This window comes from Lysobacter sp. Soil_N_51, assembly GCF_057655755.1.
Genome location: NZ_JBDGLR010000001.1, coordinates 83,409 through 108,159 on the forward strand (window position 1 = coordinate 83,409; position 24,751 = coordinate 108,159).

Annotated in this window: 17 protein-coding genes and 1 tRNA gene; 5 read left to right on the forward strand and 13 right to left on the reverse strand. The window is 67.3% G+C overall.

Annotation, left to right across the window (positions count from 1 at the left end):
• Nucleotides 1–2: 2 nt before the first annotated feature.
• The 6 genes from hisH to AC3A4T_RS00440 all read right to left on the reverse strand — a co-directional run bounded on the left by hisH (nt 3) and on the right by AC3A4T_RS00440 (nt 5,747).
• Nucleotides 3–614, reverse strand: coding sequence for an imidazole glycerol phosphate synthase subunit HisH (gene hisH, locus AC3A4T_RS00415; protein WP_036102629.1), 612 nt, complete (start codon nt 612–614; stop codon nt 3–5).
• Nucleotides 614–1,891 (reverse strand): histidinol-phosphatase, encoded by a 1,278-nt coding sequence (gene hisB, locus AC3A4T_RS00420; RefSeq protein ID WP_487673593.1) that lies wholly within the window; start codon nt 1,889–1,891, stop codon nt 614–616. The genes hisH and hisB overlap by 1 nt, the downstream gene beginning before the upstream one ends.
• The gene (gene hisC, locus AC3A4T_RS00425; RefSeq protein ID WP_487673594.1) at nt 1,888–2,988 is read right to left on the reverse strand and encodes a histidinol-phosphate transaminase; all 1,101 of its coding nucleotides are present in this window, start codon (nt 2,986–2,988) and stop codon (nt 1,888–1,890) included. Before hisC ends, hisB begins: the two co-directional genes overlap by 4 nt.
• 71 nt (nt 2,989–3,059) lie before the next feature.
• Entirely contained in the window at nt 3,060–4,397 is a 1,338-nt protein-coding gene (gene hisD, locus AC3A4T_RS00430; RefSeq protein WP_487674020.1) for a histidinol dehydrogenase, read from the reverse strand.
• 8 nt (nt 4,398–4,405) lie between these two features.
• Nucleotides 4,406–5,320, reverse strand: coding sequence for an ATP phosphoribosyltransferase (gene hisG, locus AC3A4T_RS00435; RefSeq protein WP_036102631.1), 915 nt, complete (start codon nt 5,318–5,320; stop codon nt 4,406–4,408).
• Nucleotides 5,321–5,435: 115 nt separating this feature from the next.
• Nucleotides 5,436–5,747 (reverse strand): YerC/YecD family TrpR-related protein, encoded by a 312-nt coding sequence (locus AC3A4T_RS00440; RefSeq protein ID WP_036102632.1) that lies wholly within the window; start codon nt 5,745–5,747, stop codon nt 5,436–5,438.
• A 254-nt stretch (nt 5,748–6,001) separates the two neighbouring features.
• Between AC3A4T_RS00440 and AC3A4T_RS00445 the strand changes: the two genes are divergently transcribed.
• Nucleotides 6,002–7,909, forward strand: coding sequence for a sensor domain-containing diguanylate cyclase (locus AC3A4T_RS00445; protein ID WP_487673595.1), 1,908 nt, complete (start codon nt 6,002–6,004; stop codon nt 7,907–7,909).
• 11 nt (nt 7,910–7,920) lie between these two features.
• On the opposite strand, the gene AC3A4T_RS00450 is transcribed toward AC3A4T_RS00445, so the two are convergent.
• The 3 genes from AC3A4T_RS00450 to hisS form a co-directional block, all read right to left on the reverse strand.
• Nucleotides 7,921–8,469 carry a prolyl hydroxylase family protein gene (locus AC3A4T_RS00450; RefSeq protein ID WP_487673596.1) on the reverse strand — a complete coding sequence of 183 codons (549 nt, stop codon included), beginning with the start codon at nt 8,467–8,469 and terminating at the stop codon, nt 7,921–7,923.
• 175 nt (nt 8,470–8,644) lie between these two features.
• Nucleotides 8,645–10,543 (reverse strand): HAL/PAL/TAL family ammonia-lyase, encoded by a 1,899-nt coding sequence (locus tag AC3A4T_RS00455; RefSeq protein WP_487673597.1) that lies wholly within the window; start codon nt 10,541–10,543, stop codon nt 8,645–8,647.
• Between the two features lie 303 nt (nt 10,544–10,846).
• A complete protein-coding gene (gene hisS / locus AC3A4T_RS00460; protein ID WP_487673598.1) occupies nt 10,847–12,247 on the reverse strand; it encodes a histidine--tRNA ligase in 1,401 nt (466 codons plus the stop codon).
• Between the two features lie 248 nt (nt 12,248–12,495).
• Here hisS and AC3A4T_RS00465 point away from each other — a divergent pair.
• Both AC3A4T_RS00465 and AC3A4T_RS00470 read left to right on the forward strand, forming a co-directional pair.
• A tRNA-Pro gene (locus tag AC3A4T_RS00465) sits at nt 12,496–12,572 on the forward strand.
• A gap of 476 nt (nt 12,573–13,048) precedes the next feature.
• On the forward strand, nt 13,049–13,363 hold the full coding sequence (locus AC3A4T_RS00470) for a hypothetical protein (protein ID WP_157476663.1): 315 nt from the start codon (nt 13,049–13,051) through the stop codon (nt 13,361–13,363).
• Between the two features lie 25 nt (nt 13,364–13,388).
• Here AC3A4T_RS00470 and AC3A4T_RS00475 read toward each other — a convergent pair whose 3' ends face one another.
• On the reverse strand, nt 13,389–14,054 hold the full coding sequence (locus AC3A4T_RS00475) for a polysaccharide deacetylase family protein (RefSeq protein ID WP_487673599.1): 666 nt from the start codon (nt 14,052–14,054) through the stop codon (nt 13,389–13,391).
• An 8-nt stretch (nt 14,055–14,062) separates the two neighbouring features.
• Nucleotides 14,063–15,253 carry a glycosyltransferase family 2 protein gene (locus tag AC3A4T_RS00480; RefSeq protein ID WP_487673600.1) on the reverse strand — a complete coding sequence of 397 codons (1,191 nt, stop codon included), beginning with the start codon at nt 15,251–15,253 and terminating at the stop codon, nt 14,063–14,065.
• A gap of 399 nt (nt 15,254–15,652) precedes the next feature.
• Here AC3A4T_RS00480 and AC3A4T_RS00485 point away from each other — a divergent pair, with 399 nt between their 5' ends.
• Complete coding sequence (locus AC3A4T_RS00485) at nt 15,653–16,381, forward strand: methyltransferase domain-containing protein (RefSeq protein WP_487673601.1); 729 nt, start codon at nt 15,653–15,655, stop codon at nt 16,379–16,381.
• A gap of 28 nt (nt 16,382–16,409) precedes the next feature.
• Nucleotides 16,410–17,753, forward strand: coding sequence for an MFS transporter (locus AC3A4T_RS00490; protein WP_487673602.1), 1,344 nt, complete (start codon nt 16,410–16,412; stop codon nt 17,751–17,753).
• On the opposite strand, the gene AC3A4T_RS00495 is transcribed toward AC3A4T_RS00490, so the two are convergent.
• The gene (locus AC3A4T_RS00495) at nt 17,750–20,080 is read right to left on the reverse strand and encodes a hypothetical protein (RefSeq protein ID WP_487673603.1); all 2,331 of its coding nucleotides are present in this window, start codon (nt 20,078–20,080) and stop codon (nt 17,750–17,752) included. The genes AC3A4T_RS00490 and AC3A4T_RS00495 overlap by 4 nt on opposite strands.
• Nucleotides 20,081–21,156: 1,076 nt before the next feature.
• Nucleotides 21,157–24,615 (reverse strand): GH92 family glycosyl hydrolase, encoded by a 3,459-nt coding sequence (locus AC3A4T_RS00500; RefSeq protein WP_487673604.1) that lies wholly within the window; start codon nt 24,613–24,615, stop codon nt 21,157–21,159.
• Between the last annotated feature and the right edge of the window lie 136 nt (nt 24,616–24,751).

Here is a 24,751-nt window from a genome sequence, read left to right on the forward strand (position 1 = left end):
GTTCACGCCTCCAGCGCCAGGAAATTGGCGAGCAGGCGCGAGCCGACGGCGGCCGAGCGCTCGGGGTGGAACTGGGCGCCGAAACAGCGTCCGCGCCCCGCCACGGCGGTGAAGCGCGCGCCATGCACGGCGCTGGCCAGGGTGTGTTCGGTCAGCGGCGCGGCGTAGCTGTGGACGAAGTAGGCGTGATCGCGTTCGCCGATGCCGGCCAGCAGCGGCTCGCTGCCGGCCTGCGATTCATGCTTCTGAAGGAGATTCCATCCCATATGAGGCACACGTACTCCTGGCGCTGGTTGCAATCGGGTGATCCGGCCCGGCAGAAGTCCGAGGCATTCGACCTCGCCTTCTTCCGAGGATTCGTACAGCAACTGCATGCCCAGGCAGATCCCGAGCAACGGTTGCCGCAAGCGGCGGATCGGATCGACCAGTCCCAGCGCGTGCAATCGCGCCATCGCGGGGGCGGCGGCGCCCACGCCCGGCAGGATCACGCGATCGGCGGAGGCGATCGTTGCAGGGTCCACGCTCAGGATCGAACGCGCACCCAGCCGCTCCAGTGCATAACGCACCGAGCCGATGTTCCCCCCACCCGAATCGATGACAGCTACAACCGTCATCACAAAACTCCTTTGGTACTCGGCAGTTCCCGGCCTTGACGGGCGATGGCCTGACGCAGTGCGCGCGCCACCGATTTGAAACACGCCTCGATTTTGTGGTGATCGTTATCACCTTCCACGTTCAGATTCAGATTCAGGCCCGCGGTTTCGCACAGCGAGCGGAAGAAATGCGGCACCAGTTCGGTCGGGAAGTCGCCGACCCGTTCGCGCGCGAAACTGCCGTTGAACACGAAGTACGGACGCCCGGAGAAATCCAGCGCGGCGCGCGCGAGGGTTTCGTCCATCGGCAGGACGAATTCGTGCGCCGACGAAACCTCGTCGTGCGTAGCCTGCGTGGATGAAACCGCCGCGGCGGAATTCAGGGCGGATGAATCGCTTGCGGACGAATCCACCCGATCGGGTTCCCCCCTTTGCAAAAGGGGGGCCAGGGGGGATTCGCTTTTCGCTCCTGCTTCTACCGTTTCATCACCCAAGCCCACCCGCGGATCAAACCCATACCGCCCGATCCCACGCTTGTCGCCCAGCGCCTCACGCAACGCCTGCCCCAGCGCCAGCGCGCTGTCCTCGATGGTGTGGTGCTCATCGATATGCAGATCGCCCTCGCAACGCAGCTGCAGCGCGAAACCGCCGTGCTTGCCGATCTGCTCGAGCATGTGATCGAAAAACCCCAGCCCGGTGTGGACCTGCGGCTCGCCGGCGCGGTCCAGATCGACCACGACCTCGATCCGGGTCTCGCGGGTAGTGCGCTGCACGCGCGCGGTGCGCGGCCGATCGGCCAGGGCATGCGCGATCCCGGCCCAATCCCACTCGCCGCCGAACTGCGGCGTGCGCAACTGGAACGCGCGAATGCCGAGGTTGGCGGCGAAGCCGTTGTCGGTCTCGCGATCGCCGACCATCGCCGAGCGTTCCCAATCGATACTCCGATCCTTCAACAGCGGCAGGGCCAGGCCGATGCCCGGCTTGCGCGTAGGCAGGTTTTCCGCCGGGAAACTGGTATCGATCAACACATCGCGGAATACGATGCCCTGGCTTTCGAACACCTGCATCATCAACTGATGCGGGCCGTCGAAACTCCAACGCGGATACGCATCGGTGCCCAGGCCGTCCTGATTGGTGACCATCACGAACTGATAGCCGGCGTCGCGCAGCTTCAGCATCGCCGGGATCACCCCGGCGACGAAGCGCAGCTTGGCGAAGCTGTCGATCTGGAAATCGGCCGGCTCCTCGATCAATGTGCCGTCGCGATCGACGAACAGAATCGGGGTGAGCGCGCTCATGCTGCGACTCCGCGCACCCGCGCCAGCCGGGTCAATACCTCGATCACCGCGGCGTTCTGTTCCGGCGTGCCCAGGCTGATCCGCAACGCGTCGCCCAGCCGCGGCGCGGCGCGGAAATCGCGCACCACCACGCCGGCGTCCAGCAATCCGTCGAACGCGGCCTGCGCATCCTCGAAACGCGCGAGCAGGAAGTTGGCCTGCGAGGGATAGACCTGGCGCAGCCCCGGCAATACACGCAGCGCTTCGAACAATTTCTCGCGCTCGCTGCGCGCGGTGGTGACCCGCGCCTTGGTGGTGTTGCGCGGTACCTCGGCCAAGGCGCGCAGGGCCAGCTGCACGCACGGGGTCGGCAGCGGATACGGCGCCTGGCAGCGTTGCAACACCGCGATCAGGCCGGCGTCGGCGATCACGCTGCCGATCCGCGCCGCCGCCAGCGCGTGCGCTTTCGACAAGGTGCGCAGCACCGCGATATTGCGTCGGCGCGCGAGCAGGCTCGTCGCCGATTCGCCGTCGGCGTACTCGATATAGGCTTCGTCGACCACGACCAGGGCGCGCCCGCGCAGGCGTTCGGCCAACGCTTCGATTTCGGACAAGGGCAACAGCGTGCCGGAAGGATTGCCCGGCGAACACAGGAACACCAGCTTGGCGCCCTCGCTTTCCGCGGCCTGCGCGACCGCGGCGAAATCGCAGACGAAACCGGCCGGCGTATCGCGCAAGGCGACCTCGACCGTGCGGGTGCCGTGCAGGCGCGCATTGACCGCGTACATGCCGAAGGTCGGCGGGGTGATCACGATCGCGTCGCCGCCGGGACGGCAGAACGCGCGCACCAGCAGATCGATCGCTTCGTCGCTGCCGCGTCCGGCCAGCAACTGCTCGGGCGCGCAGCCGTACAGCTCGGCCAGTGCTTCGCGCAGGCGCTGCGGCTGCGGATCGGGATAGCGGCGCACCGCGCCCTCGCCGTCGGCGACGCTGGGCCAGGCGGCCTCGTTGGCGTTCAGCCAGACCCGCCCGGCGCGTTTTTCGCTGCGCGCCGAACTGTAACCGGCGAAATCGCGCAGATCCTCGCGCAGCAGTTGCATGGGGTTGTCGTCGATCATGGTCTTGCTCGTCCTGCCTGCGGGTTGCTGCACGATGCTCGGGCTGCGGTGGGAATAGTCGGACGCGACGATCACACGGATTGCGACGGCGCGTTCTGAATGGGCGGGTGCGAGGCCAGCGCGCGCTGGCGGATCTGCACCGCCTGGCGATGCGCGTCCAGCCCTTCGGCGCTGGCCAGTTCGACCGCGCACGGGCCGATCGCCTGCAACCCTTGCGGGGTCACTTCCTGCACCGTGATCGCGATCTGGAAACTCGCCACGTTGAGCCCGCCGGCATAACGCGCCGCGCCGCTGGTGGGCAGAACATGATTGGTGCCGCTGCAATAGTCGCCCAGCGCTTCGGGCGCCCAGTCGCCGAGAAACACCGACCCGGCCGCGTCCACCGCCGGCAACGCCGCGCGCGCGTCGCGCAAGGCCAGGATCAGGTGCTCGGGCGCGTAGCGATTGCTGACTTGCAGGGCTTCATCGATCGAACCGACCCGGATCGAACGCGACGACTGCAAGGCGCTGCGCGCGGTCGGCGCGCGCGACAGATCGGCCAGTTGGCGTTCGAGTTCGCGATCGACCGCATCGAGCAGCGCGCTGTCGTCGCTGAGCAGGATCACCTGCGAATCGGCGCCGTGTTCGGCCTGCGACAGCAGATCGGCGGCGACGAAATCGGCGCGCGCGCCGCGGTCGGCGATCACCAGCACCTCCGACGGCCCGGCCGGCATGTCGATCGCCGCGCCGCCTTCGATCAGCGCGACCTGGCGCTTGGCCTCGGTGACGTAGGCATTGCCCGGCCCGAACAACTTGTCGCACTTGCCGATGCTGGCGCTGCCGAAGGCCATCGCCGCGATCGCCTGGGCGCCGCCGAGCTTGAACACCCGCTCGATGCCGCAGCGGCGCGCGGCGTACAGCACCGCCGGATCGGCGCTGCCGTCGCGGCGCGGCGGCGTGCACAGGATGATTTCGCGGCAACCGGCCAGTTGCGCCGGCACGCCGAGCATCAACGCGGTCGACGGCAGCGGCGCCGAGCCGGCCGGCACGTACAGGCCGACCCGCTGGATCGGCCGCAGGATACGTTCGCAGCGCACGCCATCGGCGGTGTCGAGCGCATACGCCGGGGTCATGCCGGCGCGGTGAAACGCGGCGATGCGTTCGGCCGCTTCGTCGATCGCCGCGCGCAACGCGGGCGTAAGGTCGCGCTGCGCGGCGTCGAATTCTTCGATGCCGACCGCGAACGCCTCGGGTACGCGGCCATCGAAGCGTTCGGCGTAAACACGCAACGCCGCATCACCATCGCGCCGCACCGTGGCCAGGATCTCGGCGACCGTGTCGGCGGTGGACTGACGGGTCTCCTGCGCGGGCCGGCGCAGGATGCGCTCGCGCTCGCCTTCGTCCAGCGCGCTCCAGTCGTAGCGCTGCATCAACGCGCTCATGCCAGCATGCCCTCCACCGGCAGCACCATCAGCCCGCGCGCGCCGGCGCGCTTGAGTTCCTCCAGCCGCTGCCAGGTCACCGCGCCGTGGCACAGCGCCTGCAGGGCGATGTCGTCGCCGTTGTCCAGACGCATCACCGTCGGCGCCTCGGCATCGGGCAGCATCGGCAGCAATTCGGCGAGCAGCGCGCGCGGCGCCTGGAACATCAGCAGCTTGCTGTTGCGCACCCGCATCGCGCCGTCGAGGCGGCGCAGCAGCAGGTCGGCCAATTCACCGCGCACGTCGTCGAACTTGTCGACCGGCCCGGCCAGCACCGCTTCGCTTTCGATCAGGGTCTGCACCGGCTTGAGCTGGTTGGCGACCAGGGTCGCGCCGCTGGACACCAGATCGCAGATCGCCTCGGCCTGGCCCAGCCGCGGCGCGATCTCGACCGAACCCGACAGCAACACCACCTGCGCATCGACGCCCTGCTCGGCCAGCCATTGCGACAGCAGCGCCGGGTAGCTGGTGGCGATGCGCTTGCCGGCCAGTTGCTGCGGGCCGTCCCATTGCCACGCGTCGGGCACCGCCAGCGCCAGCCGGCAACCGCCGAAGCCGAGCGAACGCCACTCGCGGAACGCAGGCGCGTGGCCGCGGCCCCGGCGATCGCCGTCCTGTTCTAGCAATACATTGCGACCGACCACGCCCAGGTCGCAGACGCCGTCGGCGATCAGGCCGGGGATGTCGTCGTCGCGCACCAGCAGCAGATCGACCGGCAGGGTTTCGCCGTAGCAGAACAGGCGGTCGCGGCTTTCGCGCCAGCTCAAGCCGCAGGCGGCCAGCAGCGCGCGCGCCGGCTCGGCGAGACGGCCGGATTTCTGGATCGCGATGCGCAAGCGGTCACGCGCGGCGGCGCTGGCGGGAGGGCTCATGAAGAAGGTCTCGAAAGGAAGTCGGTGCGGGGCGATGGCGGTGCGGTGGGCCGGTCGCGGCGTCCGCAGGGAGAATCGGTGTCTGTGTCGGGGGGCCGGACAGGCGATGGCGGAATCAGCGATGTCGCGCCGCGCGCCGCTGCAGCGCCGCCGCGTAGCCGCCGGCGCCGCGTTCGAACACCCGCGCGACCCGCCCGATCGTGGTCACGCTGACCTGGGTGCGGTCGTGGATTTCGCGGTACGGCACGCCCTCGCTGAGCAAGGGCACGACCCGCCAGCGGTCGCTCATGGCTTCCAGCTCGGCCGGCGTGCACAGGTCTTCGAGGAAGGCGCGGACCTGCTCGGCCGTGCGCAGGCCGGCGAGCGCGGTGGCCAGGTCGGCGAGCGCGTCTTCGCTGTGGTCGGTGTCGGTGGAACGGCGCTTCATCGTGGAAAACCTGTGCCTTTGTGCGTAGTGATCGTCGTCGTCCAGGCACCTGCCCGGCCGCGAAAGCTGAATGAGTGCGTTAATGTACTAACGCGTTAATACATTAACGATCCGCCGAACGGTCGTCAAGCCGGCCTGAGCGGGACCGAATTTGCGTTAAGAAGTCAGGCATGCCTCTCGCCCTGCGCCCCGCCCCATCGCCCTCCCCCTCCTTGCCGCGACGCAATGGCCTGCGTCCGTTATCGCCACGGAAGATGAATACGAAGCCCTGCCGCGCCCCGCGCCCGACCGACGCCGCCCCGCCGCGGCCACGCCCCACCCTGCGCGATCGCTGGCGCTGCCTGTTGCTGCTCATGTGGGTCGCGCTGGGCGCGCTCGCCTGGCCGGCCACGGCGCAGAGCACGCTGGAACTGGACGGCGCCAGCCGCGAGGTCGCGCTGGCGCCGTTCACCGCCTACTACCACGACCGCGACGGCAAGCTCGACCTGGACGCCGCCCGCCGGCTGCAGGCGCAGGGCGGGTTCCGGCCGGTGCCCAACGGCAACAGCTCGTTCGGCTTCCAGCCCGGCGCGTTCTGGTTCCACATCACCACCGTCAACCACAGCGCCGAGGTGCCGCGCTGGTTGTTGGTGCAGGGGTTCGCGCTCAGCGACCGGCTCGATGTCTACACCCAGCCGCGCAACGGCGGCGCGCCGACCCATCAGGTCGGCGGCGACAGCCAGCCGTTCAGCGCGCGCGCGATCCGCTACCGACACCCGAATTTCTGGATCGATCTGCCGCAGGGCGAGCCGGTGGACATCTACATGCGCGTGCGCAGCGAAAGCTCGATGCAGGTGCCGCTGACGTTGTACACGCCGACCGCGTTCACCGAGCTGGCGCGCGATGCCCAGCTCGGCATCGGCCTGTACTACGGCATCCTGCTGGCGCTGTTCTTCTACAACCTGGTGCTGTGGCTGACCCTGCGCGACGCCAGTTATTTCTGGTACCTGTTCCATATCTGCGCGTTCGGTCTGGTGCTGCTGACCCTCAACGGCCTGGGCTTCGAATACCTGTGGCCGCGCTCGCCGTGGCTGGCCGACCACTCGGTGCCGCTGTCGATCTGTCTGGCCCAGGTCGGCATGCAACAGTTCGCGCGCAACTTCCTGGGCCTGCAACAGCGCTGGCGATTCGGCGACCGGGTCGGCTTGGCGATGATCGGGTTCTTCGTCGTGCTCGGCATCATCGCGACCCAGGCGCCGTACCGCATCGCCACCCCGATCGCCTCGGCGGCGGTGTTCGTCAGCATCGCCTGGATCGCGGTGGAAACCATCGTCGTGCTGCGTCGCGGCTACAAGCCGGCGCGGCTGTTCCTGCTGGCGTGGTCGGCGTTCCTGCTGGGCACCGGCATGTTCGCGGCGATCGCGTTCGACCTGCTGCCGAAGATCTTCATCACCGAATACGGCGTGCAGATCGGCTCGGCCCTGGAAATGCTGCTGCTCTCGGTCGCGCTGGGCTATCGCTACGCGGCGCTGCGCAACGAGAACGAGCGGGTGGTGCGCGAAGCCAAGGATCAGCTCGAACACAAGGTCGAACAGCGCACCACCGAACTGCGCAGCGCGCTGGCCCAGCTCGAGGAGGTGCATGCGCGCCTGCGCGAAACCGCGCAGCGCGACGGCCTGACCGGCCTGCACAACCGCAGCCATTTCCGCGAAGCCTTCGAGGCGCTGTTGCATCGCTCGCGCCGGCAGAGCCGGCCGCTGGTGCTGATGATGATCGACCTGGATCACTTCAAGCAGATCAACGATCACCATGGCCATCTGGTCGGCGACGAATGCCTGCGCTGGGCGGCGGGGCTGATCGCTCAATGCCTGATCCCGCAGCACGCGCTGCTGGCGCGGTTCGGCGGCGAGGAATTCGTCGCCGTGCTGCCCGATCATGATCTGAGCAGCGGCGCGCGCGTCGCCGAGGAACTGCGTGCGCGCCTGAGTTCGCAGCCCTGCCCTAGCCGCAGCCACGACATCCCGGTCACCGCCAGCATCGGCGTCCATGAAATCACCCCGGACTCGGACATGGGCGTGGAAGCGGCGCTGCAGTTCGCCGATCAGGCGCTGTACCTGGCCAAGGCCGAGGGGCGCGATTGCGTGCGGGTGTGGGGGGCCGCGGCGACCGGCGCGGTCGCCTAGGCGCGGGCCGATCAGCCTCGCGGCGCGTACATCACGTCCGAGCGCAGCGCGTACTTGACGCCCTCTTCCACCGCCGCGCCCTCGTGCCAGGTGTCGTGCACGAACAGCAAGGCGTCGCCGGTTTTCGGGGTCACCCGGAACTGGCGGAAATCGGTATCGCCGCCGACGAAGCCGTCGTTGAGATAGACCAGCAAGGTCAGCTTGCTGCTCAGCCCGTCTTCGAGCCAGGGGCCGTCCTTGTGCATGCGAAAGCGCTGGCCCGGCCAGTATTTGTAGAAACGCAGCAGGCGCGGCAGGCCGACGGGGATCTGGCCGTCCAGTTCGGGCAGATCGACCTGGGCCAGGCGTTGCCACAGCCGATCGACCCACTCGACCGACTCGAACACCACCCGCTCGTTGTTGCGCACATGCGGCATGGCTTTTTGCGCGCCGGCGGCGGTGCGCACGCCCGCGGATTCGAAGCCGTTGTGTTCGGCCAGCGCAATCAAGGTCTCGCATTCGGCCGGCGACAGCATGGCCTGCACAGTGAACGCGCGATCGGAATGGGCAATCAGGTTCATGGCGGTGGTTGGCTGGAAGCACACCGCGCCAGCGTATTGGAAACCGTCGCCGTTGGCATGGGCAGCTCCGCGGCGGCCCTCACCCCAACCCCTCTCCCGCGGGCGGGAGAGGGGCTTTGGTCTGCGCGGCGGGCTGGGCCGCGCGCGCAGAAAGATGTCGCACTCAGTGTTGCACTCAGTCCTGCAGACCCGAACGCACCGCCGACAGCACAATGCCGTCGCGCACCAGCATCACCGCCGTCGCCACTTCGCCGTCGAGCGCGCGATCGCGATCCAGGAACGGGATCGACTCGCGCAGTTTGGCGTGCGCGATCGCGACCGCGCGGCCCGGACGGAACTCCTGCGCCGCCGACAGCTCGGCGCGCAAGCCCTCGACCTCGGCGATGAAACCGGCATGGTCGGCCGCATCCGCGACCGGGCCGCCGAACACCTTGCCGGCCAGCACCTTCGCATCGGTGCGATCGGCCAGATCGCGCGCGGCGTTGATCATGTCGCGACGCAGGTCCAGCGCCTGGGCGGCGGTGTACAACTCCAGCGCCAGCACCTTGCCCAGATCGTCGGCCATCGCCAGCACGTGACGCGCCTCGTTGGCGCCCATCGACACGTGATCCTCGGCGTTGGCGCTGGTCGGAATCGAATACACCGACGCCGGATGCGCGCGGCTGGCCAGATCGTTGACGATCGCCGCGGCGGTGTACTGCACGATCATGTGACCCGACTCGGTCGCGTCCTCGTTGCCGATCAGGAACCCCGGCAGGCCATCGTTGGTGGCCGGATCGACCAGCTTGTTGAGGCGACGCTCGGAAATGCTCGCGAGCACCGGGATCGCCGCCTTGACGTAGCTCATCGCCAGCGCCAGCGGCATGCCGTGGAAATGACCGGCCGAGATCACCTGCTGCTCGACGTGTTCGGCCTGCGCATCCGGGAACACGATCGGATTGTCGGTCAGCGAATTGAGTTCGACCTCGAACACCCGTGCGGCCTGCGCGATCGCGTCGCGCACCGCGCCATGCACCTGCGGAATGCAGCGCAGCGAATAACTGTCCTGCGGCTGATGCTTCTTGCCGCCGCGGAACGGACGGAAGCGCTGGTAGAACTTCTCGCGGCCGTGACGCTGGGTGAACGGCACCCAGTCCCAGCCGATGTCGAAGCTGAGCTGCTGCGCGGCTGGCGTATCCCAACTCTGCGGCAACCACGGGCGGAACCGCGGCACGAGGTGATACGGAATATCGGCCAGGGTCGAACCGTCGAGCAGGCGGCGCAGATTCGCGGCCACTTCGACTTGCCCCGGGTGCGGACGCAGCGCATGCACTTCCTGCGCGAACGCGCCCAGACGGCCGGCGAAGGCGTCGATGGTCATCGCCGCGGCCAGATCGGCGGTGTCGGCCAGGTCCTCGAGCTTGGCCAGCGCGAGCACACCGCAGGCCAGCATCTGCGCGGTGCCGTTATTGAGCGCCAGGCCTTCCTTGTACGACAGCTTGACCGGTTGCAGGCCGGCGCGTTCAAGCGCCTGCGCGCCCGGCATGCGCTCGCCTTCGAAAAAGGCTTCGCCGCCGCCGAGCAGCACGATCGCCAGATGCGACAACGGCGCCAGGTCGCCGCTGGCGCCGACTGAACCCAGTTGCGGCACCACCGGCACGATCCCGGCGTTGAGCATCTGCGCCAGCGCCTGCAGGGTCTGCACGCGGATGCCCGAATGCCCGCGCATCAGGGTGTTGATGCGGATGCACAGCATCGCGCGCACGATCTCCGGCGCGAACGGCTCGCCGACGCAGACCGCATGGGTGACGATCAGATTGCGCTGCAATTCCTCGTGCAGGGTTTCGGTCGCGGGCTTCGCGCCGGGCAACTGGTCGCGCAGATGATGCGCACCGAGCAGACGGTCGGCGTTGCTGCCAAAACCGGTGGATACGCCGTAGATCGGTTCTTCGCGGCGGACCTGTTCGGCCAGGAAATCGGCCGCGCGGGCCACCGCCGGCAATTGCGCCGCGGCCAGTTCGACCTGTGCGCCGTAAGCCACGGCAACGAGCTGCGACCGCGTGAGCGAACGGCCATCGAGTTGGATCTTGTTCAAGTTGTAACCTCGCCTCGCACCCTGGCGATCATCTGAACGGCGGGCTTAACCGCGAACGGTCAAACCCGGCCGAGCGTACTCGGGAGTCGGTGCGTCAATGCCACATTGAGAACCGCAACGGCGGATGCGCGTCGCGGGGTGAAAGCGGTTCGCCATGACTCCGGATTCCGCTCCGGCGAGTGGCGAACCGTGTAGCGGACTCCGGGCGCAGACTCCCGCGCCCGGCCCGCGATCCATGCGCGCGAACGGCCGGCAGCGGGATCGAACGATCCGCGCCGCCGATGCTGTTCGCGCGCGGCATGCTCACTCCGCCGCGGCCCGCGGCATCACCCGCGACTGCTCCAGCTCGATCCGCAGCGTCCGCGCCAACTCGCCGCGCGGCACTTCGAACTGGTCTTCGCGACGCAGGTCCTTGACCGTGGCCGTGCCCTTGGCGATTTCGTTCTCGCCGAGCACCACCACGAAACGGATGCCGGCGCGGTCGGCGTACTTGAACTGCTGCTTCAGCTTGGACGCCTCCATCACCACTTCGGTGTTGAGGCCGCCGTGACGCAGTTCGTTGGCCAGCGCCAGGCAATGCGGCAGGTGCGCGTCTTCCATCTGGGTGATCAACACCTGCACCGTGCTTTCGGCGGTGCTGACGATGCCGGCCTTTTGCAACTGATAGAACAAGCGGGTCAGGCCGATCGAGATGCCGACGCCCGGCAGCCTGGACTTGGTGTAGTTGCTGGCGAGGTTTTCGTAACGGCCGCCCGAGCAGATCGAGCCCAGGCCCGGGTAATCGTTGAGCGTGGTCTCGTAGACGGTGCCGGTGTAATAGTCCAGGCCACGCGCGATCGAGAAGTTCAGCGCGTAGTTCTGCTCCGGCACGCCCAGCGCGCGGATCAGTTCCAGCACTTCGCGCAGCTCGGCCACGCCTTCGCGCAAGGTGTCGTTGCCCTCGCCCAGCGCGTCCAGCCGCGCCAGCGCATCGGCGTGCGAGGTCGAACGCACGCCGACGAAGTCCAGGATCGTCGTGACCGCCTCGGCACTGAGGCCGAAGTCCGGCCCGGTGAGCGTCTCGCGCACGTAGTCGGCGCCGCGCTTGTCGAGCTTGTCGACCTCGCGCAGCACCAGCGCCTGCAACTCGCCCTCGGCCACGCCCTGGGCCTGGAAGAAGCCGCGCAGCAGCTTACGGTTGTTGAGCTGGATGGTGAACGCGCCGATGTCGAGTTCGGAGAACACCGCGTAGATCGTCGCCGGCAGCTCGGCGTCGTAGCGCACACTGAGCGAATCCTTGCCGACCACGTCGATATCGCACTGGTAAAACTCGCGATAACGGCCGGCCTGCTGGCGCTCGCCGCGATACACGCGCTGCATCTGATACCGGCGGAACGGAAACGCCAGATCGTGCTCGTGCTCGGCCACATAGCGCGCCAGCGGCACGGTCAGGTCGAAACGCAGCGCCAACTCGGGCGTGGCGCGCTCCTCGGCCTTGTTGTTCTTCGCGCGCGAACCGGTGGATTCGACGAAATACACCTCGCGCTCGGTCTCGCCGCCGCTTTTGGTCAGCAGCACCTCGGTCAGCTCCATGACCGGGGTTTCCACCGGCAGGAAGCCGAAACGCTCGAAATTGCGGCGGATCGTATCGAGCATGCGCTGGAACGCGATCTGGTCACGGGGCAGCAGCTCCATGACCCCGGGTGGGGTGCGAGGCTTGATCAAGCAAAACTCCAGTTACGTGCGGCGATTGCGGCCGGGGCGGCGTCAGCGATGGTAAACACGGGTAACGCGCGGGTCGTTACCGATGGTCATAGTCTAGCGCCCGCCCCCGCCTCCTGGCTTGGATCGCGTCCCGCTCAGGGCTCGCAAACCCAGCCACGACGGCCCTCGGGCCACCGACTTCGATTTTATTCGCATCGACCCCTTGCGCCGGCCCCGGGGTCGCCGCTAGAATTTGCGGCTCACGAAGTCGGGGTGTAGCTCAGTCTGGTAGAGCGCTACGTTCGGGACGTAGAGGTCGCAGGTTCGAATCCTGTCTCCCCGACCAATCGTTGAAAGCAAAAAGCCGGCCTTGCGCCGGCTTTTTTGTTGTTCGGGTTCACGCCCGGCACCGAGGCGACTCATCCGCCCGCTACTCGCCGCTTCCGGCGATGCATCGGCAAACCCGCCGATTCTGGCAAAGTCGCCGCCAACCAAGCGCAAGCCATGCATTTTGGGCCTATCCGCGCGCAGTGCTAGATTCGCCCTTACCTCCCAGATGGACAGGCGCATGACACGGCGACCGGCCTCTTTCCAGGAATTGCCCAAGCACGATCCGTCCCAAACCGGACCGCTGCGGCCTCGACACGAAGCCCCGCACGCGCCCTTGAGCGCGCAGCAGCTACGAGCCGCCGAAGTCGCGCAAGCGCAGGCGGAACTCAAACGCGGGTTGACCCGGGTCTATGCGCAAGCCTGCAAGGCCTGCGTGCGCAAGGATTGATCCCGCAAAGCCGTTCGCTGCATCGTCACAACAAGAAGGTCGCGATGAACGCAATGTGGCACGACCCGGCAAGCTCACGGCTGATGTTCCGGCTGAATCTGGCGATGGCCTGTTTCTGCGCGCTGGAAAGCATCTTCCTGTCGTCGACCTACGATTTGTATATGCCCCATATCGTCGGCCACTACTTCCCCGCAGCAAGCGTCGTCGTGGTCGTGCTGTACGGGCTGCACTGCGCGCTCTTGTACTGGACCGACCACGCGTTGCGCCGGCCGTGGGAACTCAAGGCGCTGAGCTTGCCGTTTGTGGCGGCGGCCGCGTCCGCCTGGATCTGCTATCAGCGCTACTTCGAGCAATTGTGACCAACACTGCGCCGCGGCTTGAACCTTAGTCGGCGCGAACAAACCGCCCCGCGGTGACGAACTCGTAACCCTGCCCGCGCAACGCCGGCACCAGCCGGCGCACGATCTCGACGATGCCGTCGCGCGCCCGGCCCTGTTCGTCGTCGCCGTCGTGCAGCAACACGATCGCGCCCGGATGGATGCGCGCCAGCACCGACTCGACCACGCACGACACATAGCCGGGCGCCTGCGGCTCCAGCCAGTCGCGCGGATCGACCGACCAGCCGACCACGGCGTAACCCTCGCCCGCCAGCGCCTGGAACTGCGCTTCGTCGATCTCGCCATAGGCGGGACGAAACAGGTTCGGCGCCTGCGCCAGTCCCGCCTCGCGTAAGGCGACCGCCGCCGGAAGCACTTCGCGCGCCAGCCAGTCCTGCGCGGTGAAGCCGCGCGCGTCGGCATGGGTGAGCGAGTGATTGCCGATCTCGTGGCCTTCGCGCTGCATGCGCTCGATCAAGTGCGGATGCGCGCGCGCCGCTTCGCCGGTGCAGAAGAAACTGGCGCCGACCTCCAACTCGCGCAGCAGCTCGAGCAATGCCGGCGTCGCCTGTCCGGGACCATCGTCGAAGGTCAGCGCCAGCGCGCGCCGGTCGGTTGCGCCACGGCCTAGATAGGCCTGTGGCGTGGTTTGCAGGAATCGATGCCAGTCCATGCCCGTCCTCAGCGCGTCATCCAGGTCTTGCGCTGTCCGCGCAATTCGTCGAGCAGGCCGATCACGTTCGCCGGCAGCAGAAGCACGTCGATCACGGTGTTGCAGATCGACACCAGCACCAGATCCAGCGGCCCCAGTTGCAGACGGATGCGCGCATGCAGCACGGCGATGAAGTTGAGCGTCGCCATCAGCAGCCAGTTCAACGCGGCGACGCCGAGCAAGGCGTGGCTGCGATACAGCAACGCGCCGGCGATCAGCAGCAGCAAGGTCGGCACCAAGGCCGACTGCGCCCACAGCAACCACCACGGCAACATCTTCATCGTGCGCGGCCAGGAGATGCGCCAGGCGACGCGGAACGATTCCAGTCGCCCGCGTGCCCAGCGGCGCCGTTGCCGAAACAGTCCGGTCAAGGTGGTCGGACAGATCGTGTAGGCGACCGCGTCGGGCGCGTAGGCGATCGAATAGCCGTGGGCGAGCGCGCGCCAGGTCCAGGCGATGTCCTCGACCAGCCATTCGCCCCAGCCGCCGAGTTCGCGGATCACCGACGTGCGATGCAAGGAGAACGCGCCGGCCACCACGTTGACCACGCCGATCTTGCTCTGCACGTAGCGAATCGCCGCCAGCGCGCCGACATGCTCGTAGAACTGCAGACGATGCAGCCACGAATCGTGACGACCGGCCGGAACGATCAGCCCGCAGGCGGCGGCGTGGCGCGGCGAGGAATACAGCGCCTCGACCGCGCGGCGCAGCGCACACGGCGCGATCACCGTGTCGCTGTCGATCACCGTGACCACGTCCGAATCGGCCGCCAGCCACGGCAGCGCGGCATCCAGCGCGAGCCCCTTGGCGCCGCCGTTGCGCTCGATCGACAGCAGGCGGTAGTGCTTGCGCCGCGGTTGCGCCAGCCATTCGACCACGCTCGCCGCGGTGGTGTTGGTCGAACCGTCGTCGACCAGCAGCACTTCGATGCGGCCGGGATAGTCGCTGCATTCGATCGCTTCCAGCGTGGTACGAAACGAGGCTTCGGGCTCGTTGTAGAACGGCACCAGGATCGAGACGAAGGGATAGTCCGCGAGCGTCGGCGACGAAGGCCGCCGCAGCATCCGATAGAACGCCCAGCCGGCGAGGAACAGCAGGCAGCACAGCAATACGAGGGTCGAAAAACCGACGACCAGGGTCAGGACGAACTGGCTCAGCATGAGGGACGCGCATCCGGCAGCGCGACACGCGCACGCCCGGCGCAAGCCGATGCGTTGCCGCGAATCGCTGGGTCTGATTGGCAGACCGGACGCGTCGATACGGGTCGCCGCGCATCACGCGGGCCCGCACGCCAGGTGCTTGATTGGGGGAGAGAACGGGTGGAACGTCTGCTTGGATAAGGTTGCTTGCGAAACCGTCGAACGACGAAACACGATGCATAGTCGCGTTTTCGCAAGAAAGAATGAAAGCCGGGACGGATTTATTCTGTGACGACGCCAAGCAGTTCCGCGATCGTCATGCGTCGCATCGCTCGACACTTGCTCGACGATCGTTGAAGAATCGAACACGCACGATCGCGTTCGACTCTTTCCCGCGCCACGCCCTGGATGCCCTCCCCCATGAACGATTCCGCGACCGCTGCCGCGGCCAGCGCCGCAGCCCATTCCGCCTCGCTCTCGTTCCGGCCGCGCTTCGATATCGGCGCGGCGCGCATCGACTGCGGCCACGAGCCGTGGGTCGACACCCACGAGGCCGCCGACCGGCATGCGACCTGGCCGGTGCTGGACTATTCCGAATGCGAGCCGACCGACGATCAGGCCGCGATCAACCGCTGGTTGGCCTCGACCGATCTGCGCGGCCGCGACATCCTGCACGTGGGCACCGGCAATTCCTCGGTCGCGCGCCTGCTCGCCGGCAGCGCGCGGCGGATCGAGTCGGTCACGGTGGCGCGCAACGAATGGCAACACGGCAACGCCTTGAACCTTCAGGATTACCGCGTCCATCTGTTGAACAAACACAGTCAGGCCTTCGCCGAACAATTCGAAACGGCGAGTTTCGACGTCATCCTCGACAACAACCTGGCCAGTTTCGGCTGCTGCCAGCGCCATGTGGAGCGTTATTTCGAAACCCTGGTGCGGCTGCTCAAGCCCGACGGCTTCGTGCTGACCCATTGGCTGGGCATGCAATGGACGCTCGACATCGGCGTGGACGATGTCGAGCCGGTGTGGCGCCTGGACGCGGGCAAGCTGCGCGCGATCGCCAGCGCCTACGGCCTGGCGGTCGAACGCCAGGACGAATTGTTCTTCCTGCGACGCGCGCAGGGTGCCGCGGCGGCCGCGCGATCCTGATTTTCCAGGGCGCTGCGAAGATTCACGCGTGTCGGTGTCGGTTACCGTGCTGAGCGCGTCGCGCACGGTTGTGTCCGCGCGCCTGCGCACGCTGCTGCGGATCGGCCGTATCAGCCTGCGCGATCGACGCTTCGGGTGGCTGCTGCTCGACAATCTGATCACCACCTTCGGCGCGAGCTTCACCTTGATCGCACTGCCGTTCCTGGTGATGCGCCTGACCGGCAGCGCGCTCGACCTCGGTCTGACCGCGGCGATCGAAGCGCTGCCGAGCCTGTTGCTGCTGTTCTTCTTTCGCGGCGCGCTCGACCGCGCCGATCCGGCGCGGGTGCTGTGGTGGTGCCGCGCGCTTTACGTCGCGATCAATGCCGCGCTCGCGATCACCACCTGGTTCGGCTGGATCAGCATCGAGCTGATCTATCTGCTCGCGCTGATCGGCGGCCTGGTGTGGGCGGTGGCCTATCCGGCCGGCCGCGCGGCGTTCGGCCTGTACATCCGCAAGGGCCTGTTGGCCGCGGGCAATGCGGTGTTCGCGGTCGCCTCCAGTCTGGCGACGATGGCCTTGCCGATGCTGGCCGGCAGCCTGATCCTCGCGTCCAGCGGCGACCATGGGCTGGCGCTCGCGTTCGCGATCGATACCGTCAGCGTCGCTGTGTCGTTGCTGCTGATCGCCGCGGTGCGACGGCGCGGGCCGGTGCGGCGGCGCGAGGTGTCGGTCGAGACGGTCGCGAGCGATAGCGATTTCATCAAAGCCACGCAGATTCCGCGCAGCTATTACCTGTACCTGTTGATCAGCACCGTGCTGGTGTTCGGACCGGTGCAGATCCTGTTGCCGGTGCTGCTGGTCGAACGCCAGGACCCGCGCTATTTCCTGATCTACGTCGGCCAGTTCATCGGCATCGCGATCGCCGCCGGCCTGGCGTCGACCGTCGGCGCGGCCATGCACGGCGTGCTGCGCAAGATCCTCGCCTGCTGGAGCCTGGCCGCCCTCGCCTACGGCCTGCTGGCCTGGAACGCGAACCTCGCGGCGACTCTGCTCGCATTCTGCCTGCTCGCGGGCGCATCCAATTTCTACGGCATCCAATCGCTGTCGTGGCTGCAACGCAACGCCGAGGCGAGCCGCATGGGCCGCGAGATGACCTGGTTTTCGGCGGCGACCATGGGCGCGATGCCGCTGGCGACGGTGATCGCCGGCTGGCTGATCGAACGCGAAGGCCGGATGCCAGCCGCGAAGTGGCTGGCCGTGCTGATCGTGGCCGCGGCGTTCGCGGGCGCGATCCACCTGTGGTTGCGGCGCTGTCGAACCGATGCGCGAACCGCGCAGGCCGATGGCCTGCGCGGTCCGATGCCCTCATCGATGACGATCGACGATTAACGCGTCTGCAAGCCGTACATGAAGGTGCCCGGCCGGCCGTTGTCGCGGCCGTCGATGCCCGGCAATGGCGCGGTCCACAGACTGATTCCGTCCCAGTTGGCCTGACCGAGCGAATACAGCCCCGCCCCCACCGCGCCCAACGCACCCAAGGCAGCGGGCTCGTTCGGCGCCGCACCGTAGTAAGTCACGAACGAACGGGTCGCCCCCACCGCCAGCGAACCCAGCCGGAAGTCCATGTGCGAGCCGCGATCGCTCGGACCGCTGTCGGTCACCGCGCCGCTGCTGGGATGGATCGCCAACGGGTCGAGCGAGGTGAAGCCGTTGGTGTTCCATGCGAACAGCAAGGGCGAACTGCCGGCCAGGGTGATGTACTCGGAGAAGGTATTCGGCGGTACGTCGTAGTCGATACCGCGGGTATAACGCAGATCCTTGATCGCCTTGCTGCCGACGTTCTGGATCGACACGTCCACGCGATACAGGTAAGGCGTCTGCGGGGCCGGCGTGAACCGGTGCGTGACCCGGAAGGTGTTGGCGACGGTGACCACCGAATTGGCCGTGTCGATCGGCGGCGAGGTCGGCGTGGTGAACGAATTCACCACCATGTTGACCGTGCCGTTGCAGCGCGAGGTATGCCCGCTGATCGGCGCGGCCGGGTCGGCATTGGCGACGCCCCAGCCTTCGCAGGGCGCGCCCGGCGCGGAGGCTTCGCCATTGGTGGGCAGAAAACGCAAGCCGACCAGGGTGGTGCCGTACAGGCCGCTGGACATCGGAATCGCCGGGCACTCGATGTTCAAGTACGCGGTCGGATGCACGCCGAGCATGACCGTGCCGTTGTCGATCACGCCCGGACAGCCTTCGGGCGGATCGAGTTCGCAGGCATAGCCCCATTCGCTGGCCTTGTCCAACGGCGTCTGGGTGGCGAAGAACTTGTCGACCCGCTGGTACTGCGGCCACAGGTCCTTGGGCGGCAGATCGACGTTGACGGCCTGCGGATACCACAGGTCCGCGCACTGGGTATGCAGCGCCGCATCCACCTGCACCAGGTACAGATCCTGCGGATCGCCGTTGCCGGCCCAGTCGGCGCCGGTGGTGCCGGCCATGATGAAGCGGTCGGCCTTGCGGTCGATCGCATACAGGCTTTCGCGGAAGTTGTCGCCGTAGCGGCGCTGAGTCAGCGCGCCGTATTCGCGCAGCGTCGCCGGGTCGGCGGCGAGCACGAAGCCCTGGCTGGCGCCGACCGTGCCGGCGACCGCGAGCGCGCCGTTGAGGCCGTCCAACATCGTCGCCTCGACCACGTCGTAGGCGGTGAAGCTGAGCTTCTCGCGATCGTTCCAGACCGCCTGCACTTTCGGGCTGCAACTCGCGCGCGAGTAACGCACCAGGTACGGTTGCGACGGCGCGCCTTCGCTGAAGCCCGTCGCCGCGCCGACCAGTACGGTCTCGCCCATGAAGTTGCGCCCGAGCAACGGGGTCAATCCATGGAAGTCGCGATGATCCTTTTCATCGCCCAAAGTCGTGCTGCACACCGGCGCTCCGGCGCCGGTGGCGCGGAACATCAGCGCGTTGCGAACGCCGTTGGCCGAAGTAGCCGTGCCGGCGATCACCAGGTCGGTCCACGCGCCGGTATTGGCGAGGTTTTCGGTGACCGCGCGGAACTGCAGCGACGGCCATTCGTGGCCATCGTACTGGTGGTCCCAGACCACGTTACCGGCCAGGTCGACGCGCGCGATGCGGCCGACGGTGCGGCCGTTCTGGATTTCCTCGCCGACCATGACGATGTCGCCGCCCGCGGCGGCCCTGCTGGGCATCACCGATCCGCTCTGGATCAGGTCGTAACCGGTGGCGCGATTGGCCGGCTCGCGGTTGTCGAGCAAGGTGGTCCACACCGGATTGCCCTCGCAATCCAGGCGCATGACGAAGGCGTAACTGCCCTGGTCGGTGCGCAGACCGCCGGTCACGGCGAAGCCCGCGCCGCCGCTGAGTTCGATGATGCCGTAGCCGGCGGAGTGCTTGCCGCCGCCGATGTAGTACGCCCGCTGCCAGGTGTTGGGCAGCACGTTGTCGGTCACGCCGGTATCGGTGACGCGGGTGACCAACACCTGATCGGTGTCGCTGTTGCGGCGCGTGCCCACGGCGATTGAGCCGTTGCCGGGGCAGTACTTCACCGTCTTCACGTCTTCGCCGATATCGCGCCACTCGGTATTGCCGTAATAACCCTCGTAGTTCTGCGCCTGCGCCATCGGCGCGGCGAGCAACAAGCCCGATACCAGCACCGCGGCGCAGCGCCTCAACGCCGCAACGCCAGGTCCTTTGCTTTCCAGTTCCATGGTGAGCCTCTTTGCAGAATCGTTCTGCGTGGATGGGTCGACTGCATCGCCGAAGCTAGCGCGCGCGGAAGCGGGTTCCGAGGACGATTCAGGGGCGATACCGGGACACAACGGGAACGATTCGCGCCAGCGGCCGGCGCGATTTGCGACATCGGCATGAGGTTTTCGTAAAAACGTTCGGCGCGTCACAGTCGGAATGAGCGCATCGGCCGATCGCGATTCATCTTGCGCGGCTTTCCGATCGACGGCGCTGCGTTGTCGCCCGTCGATTCACGACGACGCATCACGCGAGCCCGAAGCCACGATGCGCCCGTGTAGGAGCGACGTGAGTCGCGACCGCGGGATTACGCCTGCGACGAAACCAACGCCGTGGCTGCGTTGCCGCGGTCGCAGCTTACGCAGCTCCTACAGGGCGAGCCCGAAACCACGATGCGCCCGTGTAGGAGCGACGTGAGTCGCGACCGCGGGATCACGCCTGCGACGAAACCCTCGCCGTGGCTGCGTTGTCGTGGTCGCAGCTTACGCAGCTCCTACAGGGCGAGCCCGAAGCCACGATGCGCCCGTGTAGGAGCGACGCGAGTCGCGACCGCGAAATCACGCCTGCGACGAAACCCTCGCCGTGGCTGCGTTGTCGTGGTCGCAGCTTACGCAACTCCTACAGGGCGAGCCCGAAGCCACGATGCGCCCCTGTAGGAGCGACGCAAGTCGCGACCGCGAAATCGCGCCTGCGACGAAACCCTCGCCGTGGCTGCGTTGTCGTGGTCGCAGCTTACGCAGTTCCTACAGAGCGAGCCCGAAACCACGATGCGTCCTGTAGGAGCGACGTGAGTCGCGACCGCGGGATCACGCCTGCGACGAAACCCTCGCCGTGGCTGCGTTGTCGTGGTCGCAGCTTACGCAACTCCTACAGGGCCAGCCCGAAGCCACGATGCGCCCCTGTAGGAGCGAGGTGAGTCGCGGCCGCGAAATCACGCCTGTGGCGAAACCTACGCCGTAGTTGCGTTGCCGCGGTCGCGGCTCGCGCCGCTCCTACAAGGCCAGCCCGAAGCCACGACACGCTCAGGCGGGAACCCGAATCAATTCGCCTCGCCCAGCAACTCCACCTCGGCCAACTCGATTCCGCCCGGCCCCTCGCCATCGTTGACCAGGCGCAATCGATACCGCGCATACGCCGCCGGTTCGCGTATCGCGAACGCACGCGTTTGCCGGCGCCAGGCGAACGCCTGGTCGCGGCGCTCGTCCAGCGTCACCCATTGCGCACCGTCGTTGGAACCCTGCAAGGCCCAAGCCTGCGGATCGCTACGCTTGTTCGACGAAGTCAGCGTGTACACGCGCACCGTGGCGGCGGTCTTGAAACTCCAGCTCAGCAGCGGCATCGGCGCGTTGAGCCGCACCGCGGTGGTCGCATCGTTATCGAACAAGCCCGCCGCCTGCTTGGCGTTGAGCCCGGCCACGCTCGCATTGTCGCGACGGCTCAGATCGCGCAGCGGCGCCGGCGTTTCGCCGTCGGCGCTCAGCGATTCGGGCAGCGCCTGCGGCGTGCTGGCCCAGTTCGACGGCGACGGACCCATGCGGAAATCCAGCACCGCGCCCTGCGCCAACAGCTCGTGCGGCAGGCTCAGCCGATCCCAGGGCTGGCCGTTGACCTTCAACGACTGCACATAGCGATTGCGCTCGCTCACCTTGGGCGCGTTGATCCGCAGTTCCTTGCCGTTTTCCAGGCGGATGCTCATGTGCTCGAAGCGCGGCGCGCCGATCACGTACTCGGGCGAGCCCATGCGCAAGGGATAGAACCCAGCCGCGCTGAACAACCACCACGCCGACATCTCGCCGTTGTCCTCGTCGCCCGGATAGCCCTGACCGATCTCGCCGCCGACGTACAGGCGATCGAGAATATCGCGCACCTTTTCCTGGATCCGCCACGGCTGCCCGGCCGCCGCGTACATGTACGCAATATGGTGCGAGGGCTGATTGCTGTGGCCGTACTGGCCCATCCGCACGTCGCGCGCTTCGATCATTTCGTGGATCACTCCGCCGTAGCTTCCGACTTCGAACGTGCCCGGCGTGGCGAAGAACTGATCGAGCTTGTTGCCCAGCGCGGTGCGACCGCCGTACAGCGCGGCCAGACCGGCGCCGTCCTGCGGCGCGTGGAAGGCCATGTTCCAGGCGTTGGTCTCGGTGTAGTCGCCGCCCCAGCGGGTCGGGTCGAATTCGCTGGCGGTGTAGCGCCAGCGGCCGTCGCGATGGCGGCCGACGAAGAAACCCACGGCCGGATTGAACAGATTGACGTAGCCCAGCGCGCGATTGCGGTAGTACACCGCGTCGTCGGCGTAATGCGCGCGGTACGGATCGTCGCCGGCCGGTTCGCGCGACAAGGCCGAAGCCAGCCGGCCGATCGCGAAGTCGTTGATGTAGCCGTCCATCGACCAGGACAGGCCTTCGTCGACCGTGCTGTCGGCATAACCGCTGAAGATCGCGCGTTCGATGCCCTTGCGCCCCGCGCCCGGCACCGTGCTGACGCTGGAGGCGTTGCGGATCGCCGATTGATAGAACGAACGCACATCGAAATTGCGCACGCCCTTGAGCCAGGCATCGGCGAAGGCGACATCGGAACTGGTGCCCACCATCAGGTCGGCATAGCCCGGCGAAGACCAGCGCGCGATCCAGCCGCCGTCGCGGTACTGCTGGACGAAGCCGTCGATCATCTCGCCGGCTGCGGTCGGCGTGAGCAGCACGTAGGCCGGCCACGCGGTGCGGTAGGTGTCCCAGAAACCGTTGTTGACGTAGACCTTGCCGTCGACGATCGCAGCGCCGGTGCGTTCGCCGTTACTCGCGCCGGCGGCCGGCGAGAACGGGCTGGCATACTGATAACGCGGGCTTTGCGCGCTGCCGGTGTTCTCGTAGCCGCTGTTGGGGTACAGGAACAGTCGGTACAGATTCGAATACAAGGTCGCGCGTTCGTGTTCCGGCGCGCCGTCGATGCGGACGATGCCCAGCTTCGCGTCCCAGGCGGCGCGCGCGCGTTCGCGCACCGTGTCGAAACTGTCGTCCGCGGCGATTTCCAGTTCCAGATTGCGCTGCGCCTGCTCGACCGAGATCAGCGAGGTCGCGATGCGCAGGCTGACCTGACGTTCGCGCACCCGCGCCAGATCGAAATCGAACCAGGCCGAGACGCGCTCGCGGCCGGCGCTTGGCGCCTCGCGCTTGCCCTCGCGCGCGGGCTGATCGAAACGCGCGTACAGATACAGCCGGCTCGCGCCGGTCGACAGCTTGCTCTTGCTTTCGGTCCAGCCGCTCAGGCCGCGGCCGTCCGCATGCGCAACGATGTCGCCGTGCTCGTCGCGCTGATCGAACAGCAATCGCGCCTGCGCGTCGGGATAGGTGAAACGCAGGATCGCGGCGTGGTCGGTCGGGGTCAGTTCGGCGATCAGGCCATTGTCGAACCGCACCTTGTAGTAATCCGGGCGCGCGGTTTCCTGATCGTGGCCGAAACTCAGCGCGCGCTTGCCGCGATCGAGTTCGACCGCGCCGCCGCCGAGCGCCGGCAGGATGTGGAAACTCTGGCGGTCGCCCATCCACGGGCTGGGCTCGTGCGACAGCGCGAAGGCTTCGATGCGCGGCCGGTTGTCGTCGCCGTTGCGCTCTTGGTACTGGTAAATCCAGTGGGAACCGGCGTTGGTGGTCGGTGTCCAGAAGTTGAAACCGTGCGGCAGCGCGACCGCGGGAAAGGTATTGCCACGCGAATAACGGCTGTTGGAATTGCTGCCGCGACGCGTGTCGACGTAGTCGCTGGGATGCTGCGCGGCCTGCGCGTCCGACACCGGCGCGGTGTTCACCGGACCGATGCGCAGATCGTCGAGATAACCGCGATAGGCCAGGCCGCGATCGCCGTCGTGCACGACCAGGATCTGGCGGATGCGCCGCCCGGCCGCGACTTCGCCGATGCGGCTGGCGACCGCGTTCCATTGATCCGGATACAGCAGCCGCGCCTGGCCCTGGCCGCGCGCGCTCAAGGCGAAGCCATGGCGATCCAGCGGCGCGCGCTGCGACAGGCGGCTGCCGTCGTCGAACAGCAGGTCGATCGCTACATAGGTCGAGGCGTTGCGCAGATTGTCGAGCGGCGACACCGCGGGCTGTCCGGGCACGACCGGCTGATTGGCGGCCGACAGCGGGAACACCTTGTAGGACAGTTCGCTGTCCTTGCCGACCGCGATGTCGACATTGAACACCTGCGCCTGCTGTTCGCCGCCGCTGATGCCTTCATAACGCAGCGAACGCAGCCCGCTGAAACCGACCTCCGGCTTGGCGGTCAAGGCCGCGGCCGCGGGCGGGCCGCCGTCGGCGCTCAAGCGCGGGCTGTCGGCCGGGCCGAGCGCGAGCGGCGGATCGGCCGCTTCGAACGAGGTCCAGAAGGTCCGCGCGGGCTTGGCGAGCGCGCCCTGAGCCATGCACACGCCGATCAAACCGACCAGAGCCGAGATCCAGGCGCCGTTGCCCGCGCTGCCGCCCCGGCGATTGCTGCTGATTGCCGACATGCCCGCTCCCGTTCACGCGGGCCTGTCGCCCGTGATTCGCCGCAACACTGAAAACGTTGCCAGCGCCCCTTATACCCCGATTTGAATCGATCTAAATCGGGCTTGTCAAACCGCGACGCAGCATCCGATGACCGCT

Coding starts and splice junctions, on each gene's coding strand:
- AC3A4T_RS00445 (WP_487673595.1), top strand. CDS start 6,002: ATGAATACGAAGCCCTGCCGCGCCCCGCGCCCGACCGACGCCGCCCCG.
- AC3A4T_RS00480 (WP_487673600.1), bottom strand. CDS start 15,253: ATGCTGAGCCAGTTCGTCCTGACCCTGGTCGTCGGTTTTTCGACCCTC.
- hisB (WP_487673593.1), bottom strand. CDS start 1,891: ATGAGCGCGCTCACCCCGATTCTGTTCGTCGATCGCGACGGCACATTG.
- AC3A4T_RS00440 (WP_036102632.1), bottom strand. CDS start 5,747: ATGAAGCGCCGTTCCACCGACACCGACCACAGCGAAGACGCGCTCGCC.
- AC3A4T_RS00475 (WP_487673599.1), bottom strand. CDS start 14,054: ATGGACTGGCATCGATTCCTGCAAACCACGCCACAGGCCTATCTAGGC.
- hisD (WP_487674020.1), bottom strand. CDS start 4,397: ATGCAGCGCTACGACTGGAGCGCGCTGGACGAAGGCGAGCGCGAGCGC.
- AC3A4T_RS00495 (WP_487673603.1), bottom strand. CDS start 20,080: ATGGAACTGGAAAGCAAAGGACCTGGCGTTGCGGCGTTGAGGCGCTGC.
- AC3A4T_RS00485 (WP_487673601.1), top strand. CDS start 15,653: ATGAACGATTCCGCGACCGCTGCCGCGGCCAGCGCCGCAGCCCATTCC.
- hisC (WP_487673594.1), bottom strand. CDS start 2,988: ATGATCGACGACAACCCCATGCAACTGCTGCGCGAGGATCTGCGCGAT.
- AC3A4T_RS00500 (WP_487673604.1), bottom strand. CDS start 24,615: ATGTCGGCAATCAGCAGCAATCGCCGGGGCGGCAGCGCGGGCAACGGC.
- AC3A4T_RS00450 (WP_487673596.1), bottom strand. CDS start 8,469: ATGAACCTGATTGCCCATTCCGATCGCGCGTTCACTGTGCAGGCCATG.
- hisG (WP_036102631.1), bottom strand. CDS start 5,320: ATGAGCCCTCCCGCCAGCGCCGCCGCGCGTGACCGCTTGCGCATCGCG.
- AC3A4T_RS00470 (WP_157476663.1), top strand. CDS start 13,049: ATGAACGCAATGTGGCACGACCCGGCAAGCTCACGGCTGATGTTCCGG.
- hisH (WP_036102629.1), bottom strand. CDS start 614: ATGACGGTTGTAGCTGTCATCGATTCGGGTGGGGGGAACATCGGCTCG.